Source organism: Desulfopila inferna (assembly GCF_016919005.1).
Taxonomy (GTDB): domain Bacteria; phylum Desulfobacterota; class Desulfobulbia; order Desulfobulbales; family Desulfocapsaceae; genus Desulfopila_A; species Desulfopila_A inferna.
Window position 1 is genome coordinate 1 of the sequence record NZ_JAFFQE010000008.1, and the last position, 19,458, is coordinate 19,458.

The 19,458-nt window shown below is 50.6% G+C and carries 17 protein-coding genes; 7 read left to right on the forward strand and 10 right to left on the reverse strand.

All coding sequences use genetic code 11. The features are described from left to right. Both JWG88_RS17460 and JWG88_RS17465 read right to left on the reverse strand, forming a co-directional pair. Positions 1-3,418, reverse strand: a 3,418-nt coding sequence (locus JWG88_RS17460; RefSeq protein WP_205235080.1) for a DUF6531 domain-containing protein, incomplete at its 3' end; no start/stop codon positions are given. 395 nt (positions 3,419-3,813) lie between these two features. Further along, a complete protein-coding gene (locus tag JWG88_RS17465; protein WP_205235081.1) occupies positions 3,814-4,470 on the reverse strand; it encodes a response regulator in 657 nt (218 codons plus the stop codon). Positions 4,471-4,818: 348 nt separating this feature from the next. Here JWG88_RS17465 and JWG88_RS17470 point away from each other — a divergent pair, with 348 nt between their 5' ends. Next, positions 4,819-6,363: an aminotransferase-like domain-containing protein gene (locus JWG88_RS17470; protein ID WP_205235082.1), complete on the forward strand. Its 1,545-nt coding sequence runs from the start codon at positions 4,819-4,821 to the stop codon at positions 6,361-6,363. 65 nt (positions 6,364-6,428) lie between these two features. Continuing rightward, on the forward strand, positions 6,429-6,656 hold the full coding sequence (locus JWG88_RS17475; protein ID WP_205235083.1) for a hypothetical protein: 228 nt from the start codon (positions 6,429-6,431) through the stop codon (positions 6,654-6,656). A gap of 35 nt (positions 6,657-6,691) precedes the next feature. Here JWG88_RS17475 and JWG88_RS17480 read toward each other — a convergent pair whose 3' ends face one another. The 7 genes from JWG88_RS17480 to JWG88_RS17510 form a co-directional block, all read right to left on the reverse strand. Next, positions 6,692-7,156, reverse strand: coding sequence for a nucleoside deaminase (locus tag JWG88_RS17480; protein ID WP_205235084.1), 465 nt, complete (start codon positions 7,154-7,156; stop codon positions 6,692-6,694). Between the two features lie 262 nt (positions 7,157-7,418). Next, entirely contained in the window at positions 7,419-7,847 is a 429-nt protein-coding gene (locus JWG88_RS17485) for a gamma-glutamylcyclotransferase family protein (protein ID WP_205235085.1), read from the reverse strand. Further along, on the reverse strand, positions 7,840-8,373 hold the full coding sequence (gene lspA, locus JWG88_RS17490; protein ID WP_205235086.1) for a signal peptidase II: 534 nt from the start codon (positions 8,371-8,373) through the stop codon (positions 7,840-7,842). The genes JWG88_RS17485 and lspA overlap by 8 nt, the downstream gene beginning before the upstream one ends. After that, entirely contained in the window at positions 8,366-8,647 is a 282-nt protein-coding gene (locus JWG88_RS17495; protein ID WP_205235087.1) for an Lrp/AsnC family transcriptional regulator, read from the reverse strand. Before JWG88_RS17495 ends, lspA begins: the two co-directional genes overlap by 8 nt. Before the next feature lie 137 nt (positions 8,648-8,784). Next, positions 8,785-9,084 (reverse strand): AzlD family protein, encoded by a 300-nt coding sequence (locus JWG88_RS17500; RefSeq protein WP_205235088.1) that lies wholly within the window; start codon positions 9,082-9,084, stop codon positions 8,785-8,787. Further along, a complete protein-coding gene (locus tag JWG88_RS17505; RefSeq protein WP_205235089.1) occupies positions 9,077-9,784 on the reverse strand; it encodes an AzlC family ABC transporter permease in 708 nt (235 codons plus the stop codon). The genes JWG88_RS17500 and JWG88_RS17505 overlap by 8 nt, the downstream gene beginning before the upstream one ends. A 50-nt stretch (positions 9,785-9,834) precedes the next feature. Continuing rightward, the gene (locus JWG88_RS17510; RefSeq protein WP_240194567.1) at positions 9,835-10,200 is read right to left on the reverse strand and encodes a hypothetical protein; all 366 of its coding nucleotides are present in this window, start codon (positions 10,198-10,200) and stop codon (positions 9,835-9,837) included. Between the two features lie 399 nt (positions 10,201-10,599). On the opposite strand from JWG88_RS17510, the gene JWG88_RS17515 reads away from it, so the two are divergent. The 5 genes from JWG88_RS17515 to folP all read left to right on the forward strand — a co-directional run bounded on the left by JWG88_RS17515 (position 10,600) and on the right by folP (position 18,695). After that, complete coding sequence (locus JWG88_RS17515; RefSeq protein WP_205235090.1) at positions 10,600-10,827, forward strand: hypothetical protein; 228 nt, start codon at positions 10,600-10,602, stop codon at positions 10,825-10,827. Positions 10,828-11,230: 403 nt separating this feature from the next. Further along, a complete protein-coding gene (gene carA / locus JWG88_RS17520; RefSeq protein WP_205235091.1) occupies positions 11,231-12,352 on the forward strand; it encodes a glutamine-hydrolyzing carbamoyl-phosphate synthase small subunit in 1,122 nt (373 codons plus the stop codon). 40 nt (positions 12,353-12,392) lie between these two features. Next, a complete protein-coding gene (carB, locus tag JWG88_RS17525; RefSeq protein ID WP_205235092.1) occupies positions 12,393-15,614 on the forward strand; it encodes a carbamoyl-phosphate synthase large subunit in 3,222 nt (1,073 codons plus the stop codon). 216 nt (positions 15,615-15,830) lie between these two features. Continuing rightward, positions 15,831-17,885, forward strand: coding sequence for an ATP-dependent zinc metalloprotease FtsH (gene ftsH / locus JWG88_RS17530; RefSeq protein WP_205235093.1), 2,055 nt, complete (start codon positions 15,831-15,833; stop codon positions 17,883-17,885). Positions 17,886-17,903: 18 nt separating this feature from the next. Next, a complete protein-coding gene (folP, locus tag JWG88_RS17535) occupies positions 17,904-18,695 on the forward strand; it encodes a dihydropteroate synthase (protein ID WP_205235094.1) in 792 nt (263 codons plus the stop codon). Between the two features lie 44 nt (positions 18,696-18,739). On the opposite strand, the gene JWG88_RS17540 is transcribed toward folP, so the two are convergent. After that, on the reverse strand, positions 18,740-19,228 hold the full coding sequence (locus tag JWG88_RS17540) for an FHA domain-containing protein (protein WP_205235095.1): 489 nt from the start codon (positions 19,226-19,228) through the stop codon (positions 18,740-18,742). Positions 19,229-19,458 lie beyond the last annotated feature (230 nt).

The window sequence follows — 19,458 nt, forward strand, 5'->3', positions numbered from 1 at the left end:
CGGGATCGATCATCTGGGTGCGGTTGCCCAGCAGATCGTATTGATAATCCACCCGTCCCATGAATTTATCGATGGCGGTTACCAGCATACCGCGGGCATCGTAATAGCGCTGCTCCCTGGTCGATTCATTGGCAATCAGGGTCTTTCTGCCGACATTGTCATAGGCATAGGATTTGAAAGTGGTGTCACCGGTGCTTTCTTTAATCACGCGGTCGCGCCTGTTGTATATATAGGCGATGGCGGTGCCATTGGGCTGGTGTTTCTCCAGCAGCTTGCCCGTAGGGCTGTAGATGAAGGTGGTTGTGTTGCCCAATGCGTCCATGGACTCTATCCTGCGGTCCATCTCGTCGTAGGCGAAATATTGAGCGTTGCCATTGGCATCGGTTACCCGGATGAGGTTGTCCACCGCATCGTAGAGATTTTCCGTGGCGTAGCCTTCGGCGTCGATTACGGCCGTTACCCGGTCGAGTTCGTCGTATTCCCTGGCGGTGATGTTGCCGTTGGCGTCCTGTTGGGCAATGAGCCTGCCTTTGGCATCATATTGATAGAAGTTTTTCCTGTCGCCCGGGAAGGTGCGTTGCTTTACAACTCTGTTTCGGGAATCATAGACATACCGCACCCCGGTACCATTGGCATAGGTTGTCTGAATTTTATTGCGTTCGCCGTCGTATTGATAGTCCTTGGTGTTGCCCAGAGGATCGGTTTCAGCAAGCATGTCGCTTCGTCTATCATACCTCCAGGTATATACATTGCCTTCGGCATCGATAGACTTGATGCGGCGCTGCATATTGTCGTAGATATTGCGGGTCACGGCACCCACCGGATCGACGGCGCGGGTTATCTTGCCCAATTCATTGTATTCGATGCTCGATACTGCCCCGTTTTCATCGGTTATCCCGGTGACTCTTCCCAGGGCGTCGGTGACGAAATCCCTGCTTGTCCCGTCCGGGTGGATGATCCGGGCCAGATGACCAAGACCGTCGTAGCTGAATTTTGTTGTATGGCCGTTTTCGTCGGTTACCGCCGTACGCAGACCGCGGTTGTCATAGGCTAAGCTCTTGCTGGTGCCGTCGGGATTTTCAACACTGCCGAGGTTGCCGTGGGCATCATAAAAATACCTTGTGGTTCGCCCCAGCGGGTCGGTGACCGAGGCTACCTTGTTGAATATCCTATCGTAAGTGATTGATGTAACATTGCCCAAGGCATCGGTCTTGCGGATGACATCGTTGAAATCATTGTAACCAAGCGTGGTGGTATTACCGTTTTCGTCGACGATTAGATCGCGGTTGTTGTGCTCGTCATAACCATAGGAGACCTCCGAACCATCCGGATGAACAACTCTTTCAAGACGGTTCGATTCGTTGAAGTGATATGAGGTGCGATACCCCATACGATCCATCATGGTTGTGACTCTGTTCTCCGGGTCATAGGAATAGTTGATTTCATAGCCTATCTCATCTATTTCCCTCACAACTCGACCTGATTCGTCATAGATATAACGGTAGGTATCGCCTTTGGGGTTGGTGCGGCCGGTCAGGTAGCCTTGTTCGTCATAGATATACCGCCACTCATTGCCCATGGGATCGGCATATATCGAGAGCCGGTCGCCGGAGTATTGATAACCGAATGTATTGTTCAGCGGATCGGTGATCTTTGAGATGAATCCCTGATTGTTATAGGCAAAGGTCGTGACCTTGCCAAACGTATCTTTGATTGAAGAAAGTTTACCGTCTGTATAGTTGTAGCTGATTATATTCCCATTTAAATCGATATCCTGAGCGAGTAAGGCGGTCCCGTCCGTCGTTTTTGTGAAGAATCGCTTTTCGCCATGCTTGGAAACAAATACATATCCGTCATTCGTCGGCTCGATATGACCGGTGTAGCTGCCATTGTCGGTGACGGGAAGATATGTTCCGTCGTCCTGCTGCTCGAAGAGAACCGGAGATCCACTCTCTTCGATGAGCTTCAGGTGATCGGCTCCGAAGTAAAGGTTGCGATCTTCGGGAAAGGGATTGCCGGGAAAAAGCTCCTCCTGCAATTGAGCTTCGGCTTCAGCGTTCTTGGCTTCATCTGCAAGCTTGGCTGCCATATGAGCTACGACAACCTGTTTTTGCACTATGGCATTGGCCGGTTCCTCTGCCTGGGCGGCTGTGTTTTCTGTGGCGGCTGCCGACTCAGCTGCCGTGGCAACCTTGGCATTTGCAGACTGCAGGTTTGCTGCAGCCAGGTTTGCCGAGTTCTCTGCTCTGCCGGCAGCATCCGCTGCTAGGGTCGCATTGTCTCTTGCATCCTGAGTGTTTGCTATAACAGCTTTTTCGGCGGCCAGGTTGGCGGATCCTTTAGCACTGGCAGCATGAGTGGCGGCACGTTCTGTCAAGGGTATGATTTGATTTCGAAGAGCTTCAACTTCTTCGGCTTTTTCGCGGACAATAGCGGAATATTGGTTTACCCTGTCAAGAGCGGACAGAGCATCGTTCATCGCTATTGTTGCTAGGGCAGCGAGCTTTTCGGCACGGACTTTCAGTTGAGCGGTGATCTCCTGCCGTTCTTTGACAAAGGGATTGCGACCGATGATAATTTTGGTATCCAGGTTGAAGCCCCATCCCTTGCCAAAGGATGTTTGTTGGTCTTTTCGATTGCTCCTGTATGTTCTCTGGATTTTTATAAGAGAATCTATCGTCTTGTAGCTCAGGTCGGTGAGTGAATACTCCTCGACACCGCTGGCGAGAAAGACGGGATCACCGATTGTGGCGCCCTGGGTTTCCAGATTCATGTCATCGCTCTCGCCGCGATTCAGGAGCACTTCGGCCAATTGCTCATTTATTATTTGTTCGGCTGCACTGCCCAATGAGGCGCTCTCCGCAAGATAGCTGCTGACAAGGCTTAAGGAACTGTCGATCGCACCGACCGAGGCGGTAACTTCATCGAGATATTCACCTAGAGTTCCCTCCAACTCGCTAAGGCTGGAGAAAAGCTCGGTGACCGCATCCGCATCCGCCGCGGCCCCGTTGGCTGAACCGTTAGCCGCGTTGAGCGCTTCTATGACTGCCTGGATCGCTGCGATCTGCTCGTCTGTTAAGTCACCGGAACCGCCTTTGACACCGGACTTAAATTGGAGTCTGGGAACCGACGGTGGTATGTCGAATTTCAGCCAGCAGTTTTCGCCTGGAGGATAGTAGGTGAAGGATCTGCAGACGATATCTATTGAACACTGATAAGCACATTCCTCCAGGGTAATATTATTGAGATCTTTGTAATCCGAACCCGGCAGGTCAATATTGCCGCTCACGCCTATTCCATGAATTACCTCTGCCGTGGAGCTTCCAAGCAACGGGAAGAGCAGGAACCACCAAATCAGACAGAAGGTTATTACTCCCCAAAAACAAGTTTTAATGCGCGGAAAGGGTGATGTGATCATGTTGATTTTCCTGTAGACGGTTTTGGATGGATTCGACCTTTCAGCTTTCGTGAATCAGGAATGTGTTGGGGATAGATATTACAGAAAAGAATGGCCGTGACAATTGGCAAAGCGTATAAATACAGCTAGGCGTTGGACCTAAATATATCTAAACGTTTTGCCTATGTCGCTGGAAAGCGGTATGTCCGGTCGAGTCGATAAGAGAACGACCGGCAAGAATTTTGTGACCTGTCAGGTATCGATGAACTCGTAAAAGTCATCGAAGTTGAAATGGGCTCTCGAAAAAGTTCAATATACCAGGCGCAGATATCTGGAACGGCGATTTGGTAGTGCACGGTGTATCACCATTTCACATCTGCAACGACGAAGATCGAGCTTTTTACGAGTCCATCAGGTTATTGATAAGGATTAGGGAAGTGCTCTTGAAGGCGAAGAAAGAGTTTGTATACCGTGTTGCAGGTTAGTTTTTTCATAATATTGCCTCTATGCACCCTTACCGTTTTGGGGCTGATGCAAAGCACATCGGCAATAACCTGTACAGATTTCCCCTGTGCCAGGAAGCCGGCAATTTCTTGTTCTCGGGGAGTCAGGTTATCCAACTCATGAATTTTATTCGTGCTGAGATGAATGAGGCTTTTAAGAAAATCACCCGGTAAGTTGCTGCTAATGTATAAACTACCCTCATGGACAGACTGGATTGCAGCGGTGATCTTTTCAAGGCTGTCGCACTTAAGAGCGTATCCTTTTGCTCCAAGCTTCATTGCTCTATGGAAGTAGCTTCGATGGATATGCGCGGTATATATAATTACGCCGGATCTTGGTGATATCAGAAGAATCTCATCGAGAAAGTCCAAACCATTTCGTTCTCCCAGGAATATGTCGAGAAGAATTATGTCCGGTTTGTACTTAGCTGTTGCTGTCACGGCTGATCGGTATCCGGAAGCGGATGCCACGATATCTATTTTCGGATGTTGCCTACAATATGAGGTGAAGCCTTTAATCACTATCGGATGATCATCAACGATGAGGATATGAATTTTCCCTGATTTCATTGTTGCATTGTGGATTCATTTTACTGATGGACCATAATCGATAGCAATCCGGTAAATTTGTCTTCTTTTTTGCCGGTGGATTCACCACGGTACGATGCGGATACCGAACTTTGATGGTAGCTTCGGGATAAGAACCATGTTCTTCCTATCCCTTTTCAGCTGTTTTTGTCAATAGTTTTTATAGTAATAATCACTTATCCCGTTTTCGGTCGGGCAAGAATCTGGTGTCTTTGCAGTGCAGGGATTTAGGGTAATCAGGAATTGTAATCAATTATTTTCTCTTGACACTGACTATATCAATTGTGTATCAATACAGTATCCATACACAATAAATATGAGATTATTGCTATGTATACCATCGACAGAGAAGCCGACACTCCGCTTTACATGCAGATTCGGGATAGGATAATAAGTGCCGTCCAGTCTTCCGAACTCAAACCGGGAGACAAATTACCATCGGTTGCAGCGCTGGCCAGGGAAATCGGGGTGACCCAGGCAACTATTCGCAGAGCTCTACAGGATCTTGGCGATGCGGGATACACCGATTCCCATGTGGGACGCGGCACCTTTATCTGTGAATCCACAATGGCTTCTGCAGATACGGAAGAGTCCGAGAGCCACGGGTCAACCTCGGCACCCTCCGGCACCAGCCGACCAAATCCGATAAATGCTTTGCAATTTGCCGGCAGAAGGCTGCGCTCGGGAATCAAGAAGGCGTTGTTCGACATTATGCCGCTGGCACATAAACCCGGGATAATTCAGCTGACGCGGGGCGTTCCCGATGACAAACTGCTTGCGCCCAAATTCCTTGAAGACGTAACCCAGGAGACCCTGGCCGGAGGCTCGCAGCAGTTTATTCAGGCTACAGAGGAATTGGGATTGGCTGCACTGCGCCAGGAAATCGCCAGACGCTTCAATGAAGACGGTAATGCCATCAGCGCCGATCAGGTCCTGATCACCAACGGCGCCATCCAGGGCGTCGCCCTGGTTGCCCAGGCGTTTATGGAGAAGCAGCCGGGCATCATTTGCGAAACCCCATGCTTCCAAGGGATCCCCGATACTTTTACGGCAATGGGACATTGGGTGGAAACAGTGCCGCGTGACGAGAACGGACCTCACATCGAAAAACTGCATCGTTTTGCCAAAGAAAAACCGCACCTGCTCTACCTCTGCCCCTTCGCTCACAACCCCACCGGAACGGATCTTAGCCCCGCCCGTTATCAAGAACTGACATCATGGGCCAGGAAAACCGGCAGCATCATTGTCGCCGATGAAATCTTCAAGGAACTCAGATACGACAATACCCTGCGTCCCAGCCTTTTCATGGAACTGGGTGGCGAACAGACCGTCGTCGTCAGTTCGCTCTCGAAATCAGTGATGACCGGCCTTCGCATCGGCTGGATTATCAGCTCGCGCGAGAGGATACAGGAGCTGGCGCAGCTCAAACGGCTGATGGATCACTCCACTCCCTCGCTGATTCAGGGCATGGCCCTGACAATATTCACCTCCGGAAGATTTGACAGCCACACCGATACCATGCGCACTCTTTACCGGAAACGCATGGAAACCATGCTCGAGGCCCTCAAAACCCACATGCCGCCCGGAGTCACCTGGACACTGCCCAGCGGCGGCTTCTCACTTCTTCTCGAGCTACCGAAGGGATATTCAAGCGTGGCGCTGCTGCTCTTAGCCGTCGATAATGGAGTTTCGTTTCTGCCCGGCCCCCTTTTTGATATAGACCAGAGATATGTGCACACCCTGCGGCTCAGTACCGCCTGGTCGAACACCCGGGAGATCAGGGAAGGCATCGAATTGCTGGCCGGAGCCATTGAGGAGTATATCCGCCGGCCGCCTGAAGATTCGGGACTAAGCGGCTTAGGAAATTTTCAGTAACTTTCGGTGGACAATTCAAACACGATGACCAAAGAAGTCGTCGAAGTTACCAAGAAGGTGAAGCTATGAATCCATACCTGCTGGAGAAGATGCTGGAAGAAAGACGCGGAGAAATGCTTGAGGAGGCTGTCCGACTACAGCTCCTGGCGGCCTATAATGCTCATTCTCCGTCAAGAAGGTCCAGACTGTTTACCGCCCTGGGAGTATATCTGGTCGCCGCAGGCGAGAGACTGATCGAGCGCAATAGCTGCAGGGTGGAGATTGGAAATACCGACACCACCGCACAAGCGTAGCTTTCAGGAGATAACTGGTTTTTCTACAGGGATGCTTAGTCTTCCTCCAGCCCTTCTTCCATCTCCAGTATCTCCAGACGATCATTTCTCCTGGCCCAGTCGACAAACAACCTGCGGCAGTCCTCTTCCCTGACCGGACCAATCTTGAGCAGATGGGCATGATCGAAGCGGACTTCCAGAATCCATTTAAAGGTTCTTGAACCCGAAACAACCTTAGCCACCTGAGCCTGCAGCATCGCTCCCTGACACATGGGGCAGGGCCAGAGCGTGGTGTACATTACACAGCCGCTGAAATCAGTTGAGCCCAAAGCCGCGCCGGCCCGGCGCAGGCAAAGCATCTCGGCATGAGCGGTGGGATCCTTGGCGGCCTGTTCTTCATTTCCACCGCGCGCCACTATAACACCATCCTTCACCAGAACGGCACCCACCGGACATTCTCCGCGCCTACCAGCGGCGACCGCCTCCCTGTAGGCCTCTTCCATAAATTCCCGTTCGTCCATGCATTTTATTCTACCTGCAGATCATTATTTTGACAATATCGCAGCACCACCCTTCCTGCTCAAGCATCCTGTTCATGACCAGACCATCAGAACCAGAGCAACGACGCCAAAAGCAGCACAAGCCAGAGCACAATCTTTTTCCAGAGTGTCTCTGTACTCAATTCCACCTCTCCTGGCCGTAGAATGATTCCCATAAACCTGAGATCAGCCAGCATCGATTGAGTAATTCAGAGACAGAATTCACTCATCTCTTATTCGGTTTTCACTCAGGTCCTTGTTTTATGGCGTTATAGCCGCTATAAGAGCTGGCAAAATCGTCCTTTTCATTATTGAGAAATTCGGCAAAGTCCCAATCCTTATCATCCAACCTGTCAAAATATTCGGGCCGGACAACATAGGCATATGCCTCCATTTTGGCGCCGTCTTCCAAAAACACCTGTAAAGATTTGCGGGCGTATAATTTCCCTTCGAACCTGTCAAGAATCAGCCCGCTCTTTTGAGAAATGTTGGAATAAACAAGGCCCTCTACCTCAAACCCCGGTGCCGCGTACAATCCCGGATAGTGTTCTTTTTTGATCCTGAGCCGTCGGTATCCTCTGACAACCCCTTTTTTAGAGAACGGCACGGAACCGGTAACCGCTTTGATAATATCTTCGCACATCAGGGTTCCATAGACAAAAAAATCAGCCATTGCCATCCTCCTGATCACGATTGACCATTTTGCTTCTCTTTACCGGAAGAAGGGAAAAGAACAGCAGGAGACAACCAATAAGTACAGCCATATCGGCAACATTAAAAATGCCGGTCCGCAGACCGCCCAGGCCTACATTGACGAAATCGACTACGGCGCCGTCTCGAAAACCGCGGTCTATCAAATTGCCCGTACCGCCGCCGATTATCATCGATGAAGCAATCAGTCCGACAGACGTGGTATGGTCGTCAAATAGCGTATAAACAAAAAAGCCTATAAGAAAAACCGAGGTAAGCAGCAGGAAAATCAGGTTTCTCACCCCGTCTGACAATGATGCACCAAGGCTGAGAAAACCGCCGCGGTTTTCAACAAGAAGAAAGCGCAGGCAGTCATTGAAAAGCGAAACAATCCTTCTGTCTTCAAGGAGTAGAATCGCCAGATATTTACTTCCCTGATCCAGCAGAATTACGGTGACTGCAACCAGACCTATACTGCCGAGCCTCTTAAGTAGCTTACGTCTATTCATCAAGTCCCAGGGAAAACATGGACTCCAGGTCATGCTTTGAATAGGCCTTGAACGCGAGCATGGTTTCAGTGGCGGTAATATTCTCGACATTTCTCAGTTTTACCGTCACCAGAGTGGACAGATCGTCATTTGTCCTCACCCGGACGATGGCAATCAGATCATATTTACCGCTTACCGAATATACTTCCGAGATCTCATCGAATTCAACCAGCTTCGCTGCCACCTCGTTGATACTTGTTCGATCAACATTCATTAATATTATTGAAGTTACCATAAGCCCACCTCCTTATTTTTAGATTGATAGAATTTTCACAAATTTTTCCGACCCCATCGGAACCGGATAGGACCTTGACTACAGAGGACAGTTAGCTGAAATGATACCATTTTCAACAACAGTTACTGATAAGGTCTCTACAATCCGAACCATCTGCTCAGGGCAATAATAAAGACGCCGACCAGCATCGAGACAAAGACATTGCCCGTCTTCAAGCTGCAGAGAGCAGTGCAGGCGGTCGCGATCCAGCTCCACAGGCCGCCGGCCAGGGCAGCGGGGACAACAAGGGAGAGCAGGATGGTGCCTGGAAGGGCATCCATGAATTTCTTGAAGCGTCCTGTTTTCGGGAGCCTGCCGGCCAGCAGCAGCCCTCCCAGCCGTAATCCATAGGTAATCACGGCGGCGGCAGCGATAACCAGGTAGCTCTTTTCAATCATGCTCTTTCCCCTTTATCTCTTTCTCAGGGAGAAAAGCCGTGATCAGCGCTCCTCCTATCCCGCCAATAAGAATGTACCATTTTCCGGCCAGAAGATTAGCGCCGGCTACTGCCAATACAGCGGTAGCAGCCCATGGCAGCAGATCGCGCCGGCCTCGCCAGAAACTGAACACCAGGGCGGTAAAAACGGCAACGAAGGCAAAATCCAGACCGAAGCGTTCAGGGTCCGCGATGACCGTGCCCAGTCTGTGCCCCGCCATGGTCCCGGCACACCAGGCACTCTGCACGCAGATGCCTCCACCGAGAAGAAAGTAGGTAGTGATCTTTTCCTTGTGAAAACGGGCCATGGTCATCGCCCAGTTTTCATCGGCGACAAGATGCATAAACAGTGCCTTGTGCCGCAGTGATGTGCCGGCAAACAACGGATTGAGCGAGGCGCCGATCAGGAGATAGCGCATATTGATCACCATAACCGCCAGGGTGATCTCCACAATAGCCAGGGGCGGCAGCCACATATCCACCATCACGAACTGAGCTGAACCTGCAAAAACGCTGAGGTTCATGGCAAGCAACTCAATCCAGCCGATGCCCTTCTTTGCGGCGAGCAACCCTAAAACACTGCCATAGGCGCCAACACTGGCGGCAACCACAAGATTTGCTATAAACCCCGCACGCAGCTGCTCTAAATTCTTCTGTTTCATCTCAACTCTCTACATCCGGATAGGCCCGGGAATAGGCTGGCTGATCATAATTACAAGCTGAACGTTTGAGCCTGGGCAACCTCGATAGCCAATTGCGCGCGGGCTTCGGCATTCATCGGCAGGTCCTTATCCTTACACCATTTGGGAAAAGTTATAGGATCAATATAAACCTTGATGACCGCATCTCCATCGGCCTGAACCTTTTCCTGCATCTCTTGGGCCCGCTCCAGCCAGGCTTCATAGGTTCTGGGCAGCATCTCGGCATCGGCAAACATAGCTATAAGCGTCTCCCAGTCCTCTTCCCTGTACCAAACCATGGCCTGCACCGAAGATTGCCGCTCCGGCGCCGGCTGAGCCTCTTTTTCACTGCATTTTTTTGTTTTTTGCTGGGCTCGTTTAAATTTTCTCTGTGACATCAACATCTCCATTCTCTAAAAGTAATACAGTCGCCAGCCGGAGCCTGAAAAAAGTCAGACCAGTGGTCGGAACTATGAAATTTTCCATTAGCGCAGGGCACCACTATACAGGATCGAATTCAAGCTTCAAAGAATTGTTTAGCGCCTTACTCCTGAAAAACTGCCATTATAACAAAAAACGAAAAATGTATTTAAATCTATGAATCTGACTCTATAGTCAAGGCATATACTCCTCAAGGGGGGTACGTAAAGAGTCCAGCTCAGCTGGGTTAAGCACCTCCTGAAAAAGGCGGGTCATTCCTGGCGCTATTTTAAGGTATATGCTTTGACTAAACTTACGTCATGAATTATCTTTCTACCACAAAGTGGTATAGCGTTAACTGACTTGCAGAGAAATATATGGTATCATGGATTTTGACAATTCTACGGGCAATCATCGGATTGCTTATTATCAAAACCGGACTGGATCTTCTCCTGGGTAATATTACCTTTTCAGGGTATTACAGAGAAACGTCGCTTACCGGGATTTTTTTTATCCTGCTCGGTGTTCACATCGTCTTTGCAGCCTTCTCGATCCTCCTGCGGGAGAGGGAACAGCACAAAAACCGGAAGTCTTCAAGCCCATAATCCATGCCTCCCTTGTATATCACAGATACGCCTGCAACAAAATTCAAGGAGCGCCTCATAGACTTCGGATAAGCGTAGACTTCGGATAGCTCCGTAGTTTCTAAATTGCTCATTATCCGGCAGACACCGGCCGTTATTGCCTCCGGCCGGGAATCGTCCGGCCCCCTTTACTATTGACGAAAATCATGAATACGAGTTATATATTATAATTTTGTCTGCTGAATTTCCAGGATATGGCTGCGAATGTTTCCTGAAGAGAACCTCACCAATTCGGGATTACCGGTGCATCGAAAATTCATCCTGCCAGCCTGCAGCAGAATACCAAAACAAAGAAAATAATTACTGGGTGGTTGCGGCAATATGATATGCCAGGCCAGCCGGTGCACAGAAGAAGGATTTATTGATGAAAGCAATTATCGCCCTGGAAGACGGGACTATCTTTAGAGGACAATCCTTCACCGGGGCAGGTGAAGCTATCGGCGAGATAGTTTTCAACACCTCCATGAGCGGCTATCAGGAAGTGTTGACCGATCCGTCCTATACATCTCAGATCGTAACCATGACCTATCCACTCATCGGCAACTACGGCATAAACTCCGAGGATATGGAATCTGCGGCCGCCCATCCCACGGCTTTTCTGGTTAAGGAATATAACAAAATTCCGTCAAATTACCGCTCCACCATGTCGCTTGCCGATTTCCTCATCAAGTTCGGAGTCCTGGGTATTGAAGGTTTTGATACCAGGGCGCTGGTAAAACATATCCGCACTGCCGGCGCCATGAAAGGCATCGTCTCGACCGAGGATTCGGATATTGAATCCCTTGTCGCTAAAGCACGAAACTGGAGCGGCCTGATCGGACAGGATATGGTCAAGCGGGTCACCTGCCGTGAACCGTATGGCTGGTCGAACAACCTGCCGGTCATCGGCAGCAATTTCAGCACGGCGCAACAGGATCTGAAAAATCCGCTGCGGGTGGTTGTCTTCGATTTCGGCATCAAATACAACCAGCTCAGGATATTGACCGAAATGGGCTGTCAAGTACAGGCGGTACCCGCCACCACGGATGCGGCAACTGTTCTGGCCATGAAGCCCGACGGCATTTTTCTCTCGAACGGCCCGGGCGATCCCGCCGGTGTCGAAGGAGTCGTGGCGACACTGAGATCCCTTCTCGGCAAGGTTCCGGTTTTCGGGATCTGCCTCGGGCATCAGATGCTGGGCCTGGCTTATGGAGGTTCCACCTATAAGCTGAAGTTCGGCCATCGCGGCGGTAATCAACCGGTCAAGGATCTTCTCAGCGGCCGAGTCGAGATCACTTCACAGAATCATGGTTTCTGCGTGGACCCCGACAGCCTTGATCCCGACGAAGTCGAAATCACCCATATCAACCTCAATGATGACAGTCTTGAAGGTATGCGCCACAAAAGGTACAAGGCCTTTTCGGTGCAGTATCATCCGGAACATGCCCCCGGCCCGCACGACTCTCTCTATCTTTTTAACCGATTTATCGAAATGATGCGGTCCTGATAGCTGCCATACCGTAATCAATTTCAGACGAGCACCAATTATGCCAAAACGAACTGATATAAAAAAGATACTTATCATCGGCTCCGGTCCGATAATCATCAGCCAGGCCTGCGAATTTGACTATTCAGGAGCCCAGGCGGTAAAGGCCCTGAAGGAAGAAGGATACGAGGTCGTTCTGATCAACTCCAATCCGGCCACCATCATGACCGATCCTGAACTGGCGGATGCCACCTATATCGAACCGATTACGGCGGAGATGGTAGGCATGGTCATCGAAAAGGAACGGCCGGATGCATTGCTGCCCACCCTTGGCGGCCAGACTGCCCTGAATACCGCAATCAAGGTCGCCGAAGCCGGTATTCTGGAAAAATACGGCGTTGAACTCCTTGCCGCCGACATCAATGTGATCCGCAAGGCCGAAGGGCGCGAAGAGTTTCGCGCGGCCATGAAGGCCATTAACCTCAAGGTACCTGAATCGGCCATTATTCATACCATCGACCAGGCCCTGGCCGCAGCCGAGGAAATCGGCTTCCCCATCATTGTGAGGCCAAGCTTCACTCTGGGCGGCACCGGTGGAGGTGTGGCCTATAATCGACAGGAGCTTGAAGAATTCTGCATCTCGGGCCTCGATCTCTCGATGACCACCGAAATCATGCTGGAGCGCAGCCTGCTCGGCTGGAAAGAGTACGAGCTCGAGGTAATGCGCGACAAAAACGACAACGTCGTCATCATCTGCTCCATCGAGAACATGGACGCCATGGGAGTGCATACCGGTGATTCGATCACCGTCGCCCCCGCCCAGACCCTGACCGACCGCGAATATCAGACCATGCGCGACGCCTCTATCGCCATCATGCGCGAAATAGGTGTTGAAACAGGTGGTTCCAATGTCCAGTTTGCCGTCAATCCCGTCGATGGCGAACTGATGGTCATCGAGATGAACCCGCGGGTCTCGAGGAGCTCGGCCCTGGCCTCCAAGGCCACTGGTTTTCCCATTGCCAAAATTGCCGCCAAACTGGCAGTCGGCTACACCCTCGATGAAATCAAAAACGATATCACCCGGGAGACCTACGCCTCCTTTGAACCCACCATCGATTATTGTGTGGTAAAGATTCCGCGCTGGACCTTTGAAAAATTTCCCGAGGCCGACGACGTTCTCACCACCGCCATGAAATCCGTGGGCGAAACCATGGCCATCGGCAGAACCTTCAAGGAGGCCTTTCAAAAAGGCATGCGCTCCCTGGAGACGGGGCGGTTCGGTTTCGGCGGTGACGGCAAGGACATGATGGACCACCTGGAACAGGAGGACCTTGAGCGCAGCCTGCGCACTCCTAATTCAAAAAGGGTCGCCCACATTTATGAAGCCCTGAAACGGGGGATGTCCATCGACCGGATTAATGAGCTGACCTGGATCGACCCCTGGTTTCTCAGGAATCTTAAGCAGATAGTAGCGACTGAAGGAGAAATCAGGGTGGCCGGCTTTCAGGGGCTGACCCCCTTCTTCCTGCGCAAATGCAAGGAGCAGGGTTTTTCCGACAGGCAGCTGGCCTACCTCACCGGCACATCACGGGACGACATTCGCAGCCTCCGCAAGAAATGCGGCGTCACTCCGGTATATAAACTGGTAGATACCTGTGCCGCGGAATTTGAATCCTATACGCCCTATTACTACTCCACTTACGAGCAGGAAAACGAGGCAGTTATCAGTAATAACAAAAAAGTAGTTATCCTGGGCGGCGGCCCCAACAGAATCGGCCAGGGTATCGAATTCGACTACTGCTGCGTCCATGCCTCTTTTGCGCTACGTGAAATCGGCGTTGAATCCATCATGGTCAACTCCAATCCCGAAACGGTCTCAACCGACTACGATACCTCGGATAAACTCTATTTCGAACCGCTGACCCGGGAAGATGTGCTCAATATAATCGAGATGGAAAAACCGGATGGCGTCATTGTTCAGTTTGGCGGACAGACCCCGCTGAATCTGGCGGTCGAGCTGGAAGAGGCCAACGTCCCCATCATCGGAACCCCGCCGGATGCCATCGACCGCGCCGAAGACCGTAAGCGCTTCCAGCAGTTTCTGCAAAAACTCGGCCTGCGCCAGCCTGCCAACGACACGGTGCATAACCTGGAAGAGGCTCTGGCCGCGGCCAACCGCATAGGCTATCCTGTTGTCGTACGTCCCTCCTATGTTCTTGGCGGACGTGATATGCGTATTGTCTATGCCGACAAGGGGATCCGCGATTTTATGAAGGCTATCGGCACAGCCGGCCTCGAGCATCCGGTACTGATCGATAAATTTCTCAAAGACGCCGTGGAGATCGATGTGGACGCCGTCAGTGACGGCGAGACCACAATTATCGGTGGTATCATGGAGCATATTGAAGAGGCGGGCATCCACTCAGGCGATTCCGCCTGCGTCCTGCCGCCACACACCCTCTCCGAGAAACTTTTGGAAGAGATCCGGGAAGCCACCAAAGCCATGGCGGAGGAACTCGGCGTTCTCGGGCTGATGAATGTTCAGTATGCCGTCAAGGATGATATGCTCTATATCCTTGAGGTGAATCCGCGGGCATCGAGAACGGTTCCGTTTGTCTCTAAAGCAACCGGAGTACCGCTGGCTAAGCTGGCCACCAAGATTATGATGGGCATGAAACTCAAGGATATGGGGGTGACCAAAGAGGCCAGAATATCCCACTGGGCGGTCAAGGAGGCGGTCTTTCCCTTCGACAGATTCGAGAACGTCGATACGCTCCTCGGTCCTGAGATGAAATCCACTGGGGAGGTCATGGGAATCGACGACAACCTCGGACTGGCGATCGCCAAGGCAACCCTGGCGGCCGGGACCACCCTGCCCTCTTCCGGTACGGTATTTATAAGTGTTCGAGATGGCGACAAGAAGGCTGCCACTATGGTCGCCAAGGCCCTTGTTGAACTCGGCTTCGAGATTATGGCAACCGACGGTACCGCCGCCCACCTGCGGGAAAACGATATATCCTGCACCAAGATTAATAAAATCTCTCAGGGCCGCCCGCACATTCTCGATAAACTTCGGGATAAGCAAATAAGCTGGCTTATCAACACATCATTTGGCAAACGGACGACAGAGGATTCCTACTCGATCAGAAGGGCTGCTCTTGAGCTGCATGTTCCCTACACAACCACATTATCAGGGGCTGGCGCCACGGTCAGAGCGCTGCAGGATCTCAAGCATAATATCATAGGGGTAAAGCCGGTGCAGCATTTCACGGCTTGCGGATGATCTCATCTGCTTTACTGCTGAAAAAAGCACTCTTTTCACTAAATTGTAGCAGCATAAAGGAAGAGGAAAAAATACCTTGCCCCTCGACATTGAATCATTATGATTTACAGTAGATTGATTGATAGAAATGATTGGATTTAATTTTTATTCTTTTCGTTAAAAAAAACAGAAAGTTAAATCCAGTTGAAGATAAACGGAGAACCCCCGGAGGATTCTTTGAACACCTTTTATAAAAATCTGAGCATGTGGTTGGTTATTGGCCTGACCATGATCCTGCTGTTCAACCTTTTCAATAAGCCTCAAGGCACAGCAACATCGCTCACCTATAGTGAATTTATTTCCAGAGTCGAATCAAGGACGATAAACCGCGTTGATCTCAGTGGTGATACAATCAGCGGCACGACTCAGGACGGTAAGCCCTTCCGTACCATCTATCCGATGAATGATGATGAACTTATACCCATGCTGCGGGAGTCAGGAGTTGAAATTAACGTCAAGGAAGGACAAAAAGACTCCTTCCTGATGACCGTCTTTGTTTCATGGTTTCCCATGCTGCTCCTTATCGGTGTCTGGATCTTCTTTATGCGGCAGATGCAGGGAGGCGGCAAAGGTGGAGCTCTGTCTTTCGGTAAAAACCGCGCACGCCTCATGGAGCAGGGACAGAATAAGTTTACCTTTGCCGACGTTGCGGGAATAGATGAAGCCAAGGAAGAACTCGAAGAAATAATCGATTTCCTCAGAGAACCTCAGAAATTTACCCAATTGGGCGGCCGTATCCCCAAAGGCGTCCTGCTGGCCGGTGCTCCCGGTACCGGTAAAACGCTGCTGGCCAAGGCTATAGCGGGTGAAGCGGATGTCCCTTTCTTTTCCATTTCCGGATCTGACTTTGTCGAGATGTTTGTCGGTGTCGGAGCAAGTCGTGTCCGTGATCTCTTCACCCAGGGCAAAAAGAATGCACCATGCATTATCTTCATTGACGAAATCGATGCGGTCGGACGACATCGTGGAGCAGGCCTGGGCGGCGGTCACGATGAACGCGAGCAGACTCTCAACCAGCTGCTGGTGGAGATGGATGGTTTTGAGTCCAATGAAGGCGTCATTATTGTGGCGGCCACTAACCGTCCGGACGTTCTCGATCCAGCGTTGTTGCGTCCCGGACGCTTTGACCGGCAGGTTGTCGTTCCGGTTCCCGATGTCGGGGGCCGTAAGCAGATCCTTGAGATCTATTGCAAAAAGACCAAGATGGCGACGAATGTCGATCTTGAAGTAGTTGCCCGTGGCACCCCGGGGTTTTCAGGTGCCGATCTGGAGAATTTGGTCAACGAAGCGGCCCTGCTGGCTGCACGTACAGGCGCCAAGGAAATCGACCTCGACCTCCTGGAGAAAGCCAAAGACAAGATCATGATGGGAGCGGAACGCCGTTCCATGATCATTACCGAGAAGGAAAAAGAGGTTACCGCCTATCACGAAGCCGGGCATGCCCTTGTTGCCAAACTGTTGCCTGGAACCGATCCTATTCACAAGGTGACGATCATTCCACGTGGACGCGCGCTCGGTCTGACCATGCAGCTCCCCATAGATGAAAAATATACGCATTCCAAAAGCTTTCTGGAAAGTACCATCTGCATTCTCTTCGGAGGCAGAATTGCCGAGCAGATCATTTTTAATGAGATCACCACCGGCGCCGGCAACGATCTCGAAAGAGCAACTGCACTTGCTCGAAAAATGGTGTGTGAATGGGGAATGAGCGATGAACTTGGACCCCTGACTTTTGGAAAGAAGGAAGAGCAGATCTTTCTGGGCCGGGAAATCTCCCAGAATCGTGACTTCAGTGAAGAGACAGCCCGCCAGATCGATGGTGCCGTGAAAAACATCGTCATCACCGCCAGGGACAAGGTCAGCAATCTTCTTGAAGAAAATCGGGATATTCTGGAAAGAGTAGCCGCAGAACTTCTCGAGAAGGAGACCATCGTCCTGGAAGACATCGAGGCGATTATGGAAGAGCTTCATCCGGAGAAATATCCACATAAAGTCCGGACTGAAAAGGCCAAATCCGAACCTCAGCCTGAGTCTTCGATTATTGTGGACTCCGAAATTAAAGCTGAGAAAAAACCGGAAGAGAAACCCGCAGAAGCTGAAGAAGCTAAAGATCCGGTCGCTGATGCAGAGCAGAAGGACCGGGTAGAATTATCCAGCCGAAAAAAATCCGCCGAAGGCCAGAAATCATCATCAGGTAAAAAAGGTGATGATACCGCCGAAGCCAGAACATAACCATCTGAGGATTCTTCTATGCAGGTAATGGGGATTCTCAATGTAACCCCTGATTCTTTCTCCGACGGCGGGCTGCATTTTTCTTTGCAGGCCGCCATCGAACAGGCTGATCGTATGGTTGAGGAAGGTGTCGATATCATCGATATCGGCGGTGAATCCACCAGACCATTCGCTGAACCGGTTTCAGCCGAGGAAGAGTTGAACAGAGTCATACCGGTCATTGAAAATATTCGTGGCAAACATTCCACTCCGATCTCAATCGATACCAGTAAAGCAGAAGTTGCCCGCCTCGCCCTTGAGGCCGGTGCAAATATTATAAACGATATTTCTGCCTTGCGAAAAGATCCCGATATGCTTGGTCTGGTGCAGTCCACCACGGTTCCGGTGATCATCATGCATATGAAGGGTACGCCCGGCGATATGCAGGTCAATCCCGAATATGATGATGTTGTCGACGAGATTAAGAGATTCTTTGAAGAAAGGCTTCTCTGGCTCGAAAAAAACGGAGTCGATATCAACCGAATTACCATTGATCCGGGAATTGGTTTCGGCAAGAATCGCAAACACAACCTTTCCATCATCAAACATCTCGGCGAGCTGAAAGAGCTGGGTCGGCCACTTCTACTGGCTCATTCGCGAAAACGGTTTCTCGGGGATATTACCGGCAGGGATGCCGAAGACAGGGATCTTCCCACGGCAGTTGTCTCAGCCTTGGCACTTTATTGGAACATCGACATGATCAGGGTTCATAATGTAGCGGCAAGCCTCGATGCCGTCAGGGTCACGCAGGCGATTCTAGCAGCAGAATAGTCTCATATCCATCACCGCACAGGCGTTCAAGAGATCAAGCTGACCTACTCCTTTTTCCGTACCTCAAAGTTATCCAGCACCAGGAACTGAAAGACATATGGTGATTTTCGGGTGCCGATAGTCAAGACATCACCATCCCTCAGCTCAATCGTCTCCTTTCTGTCACCCCCACCCACACTCTGCTCTTCCACCATGGTGCCACAGGCGCTGCCCCTATCGTAAAGATAGAATTTCTCGCCCTCCCGCTCTATCTGGAAGTGTTCTCTGGAAATATTGAGCAGATGACCGTCATCTACAAGGTAGAGATCATTTGTCGGACTGCCCGCTTCGGGTCTTTCCCGCTCAATTCTCTCAACCCTGCCTTCGATAATTTTGACTCGTGACTCTCTGCCCACACGGAAGGGAAAGCGTCGTATCGGTACAACACCACCTATCAGAATTGTTTGCGGGACTGCGCGTTCAGCCGCATCAGTCAATGCTTTGAGAACGGCAACCGGAATTATTGTCTCGATAATTTTCTGTTTTTCTTCCATTAGGCTGTCACAGTTGGGATATCTGGGTTGTCGAAATTAATTTGCATCCGAAGATATCTTTATTTGAGAAGAAGCTCAATTGATTTTTTTTAACGTTGCATTGTTGCTGCCGATTTCATACGTTTTTATCCGGTCATGGAAGAATCTCCGAAAAGATCTGAATAAAGTCTTTCTTATTAATTCCATGGCACAAAATAAATTCTGTCTCTTGGACAATTACTGCAAAATGG

Excerpts from the sequence above, each read along its gene's own strand:
- JWG88_RS17465 (WP_205235081.1), bottom strand. The coding sequence starts at position 4,470 with ATGAAATCAGGGAAAATTCATATCCTCATCGTTGATGATCATCCGATA.
- JWG88_RS17470 (WP_205235082.1), top strand. The coding sequence starts at position 4,819 with ATGTATACCATCGACAGAGAAGCCGACACTCCGCTTTACATGCAGATT.
- JWG88_RS17475 (WP_205235083.1), top strand. The coding sequence starts at position 6,429 with ATGAATCCATACCTGCTGGAGAAGATGCTGGAAGAAAGACGCGGAGAA.
- JWG88_RS17480 (WP_205235084.1), bottom strand. The coding sequence starts at position 7,156 with ATGGACGAACGGGAATTTATGGAAGAGGCCTACAGGGAGGCGGTCGCC.
- JWG88_RS17485 (WP_205235085.1), bottom strand. The coding sequence starts at position 7,847 with ATGGCTGATTTTTTTGTCTATGGAACCCTGATGTGCGAAGATATTATC.
- lspA (WP_205235086.1), bottom strand. The coding sequence starts at position 8,373 with ATGAATAGACGTAAGCTACTTAAGAGGCTCGGCAGTATAGGTCTGGTT.
- JWG88_RS17495 (WP_205235087.1), bottom strand. The coding sequence starts at position 8,647 with ATGGTAACTTCAATAATATTAATGAATGTTGATCGAACAAGTATCAAC.
- JWG88_RS17500 (WP_205235088.1), bottom strand. The coding sequence starts at position 9,084 with ATGATTGAAAAGAGCTACCTGGTTATCGCTGCCGCCGCCGTGATTACC.
- JWG88_RS17505 (WP_205235089.1), bottom strand. The coding sequence starts at position 9,784 with ATGAAACAGAAGAATTTAGAGCAGCTGCGTGCGGGGTTTATAGCAAAT.
- JWG88_RS17510 (WP_240194567.1), bottom strand. The coding sequence starts at position 10,200 with ATGTCACAGAGAAAATTTAAACGAGCCCAGCAAAAAACAAAAAAATGC.
- JWG88_RS17515 (WP_205235090.1), top strand. The coding sequence starts at position 10,600 with ATGGTATCATGGATTTTGACAATTCTACGGGCAATCATCGGATTGCTT.
- carA (WP_205235091.1), top strand. The coding sequence starts at position 11,231 with ATGAAAGCAATTATCGCCCTGGAAGACGGGACTATCTTTAGAGGACAA.
- carB (WP_205235092.1), top strand. The coding sequence starts at position 12,393 with ATGCCAAAACGAACTGATATAAAAAAGATACTTATCATCGGCTCCGGT.
- folP (WP_205235094.1), top strand. The coding sequence starts at position 17,904 with ATGCAGGTAATGGGGATTCTCAATGTAACCCCTGATTCTTTCTCCGAC.
- JWG88_RS17540 (WP_205235095.1), bottom strand. The coding sequence starts at position 19,228 with ATGGAAGAAAAACAGAAAATTATCGAGACAATAATTCCGGTTGCCGTT.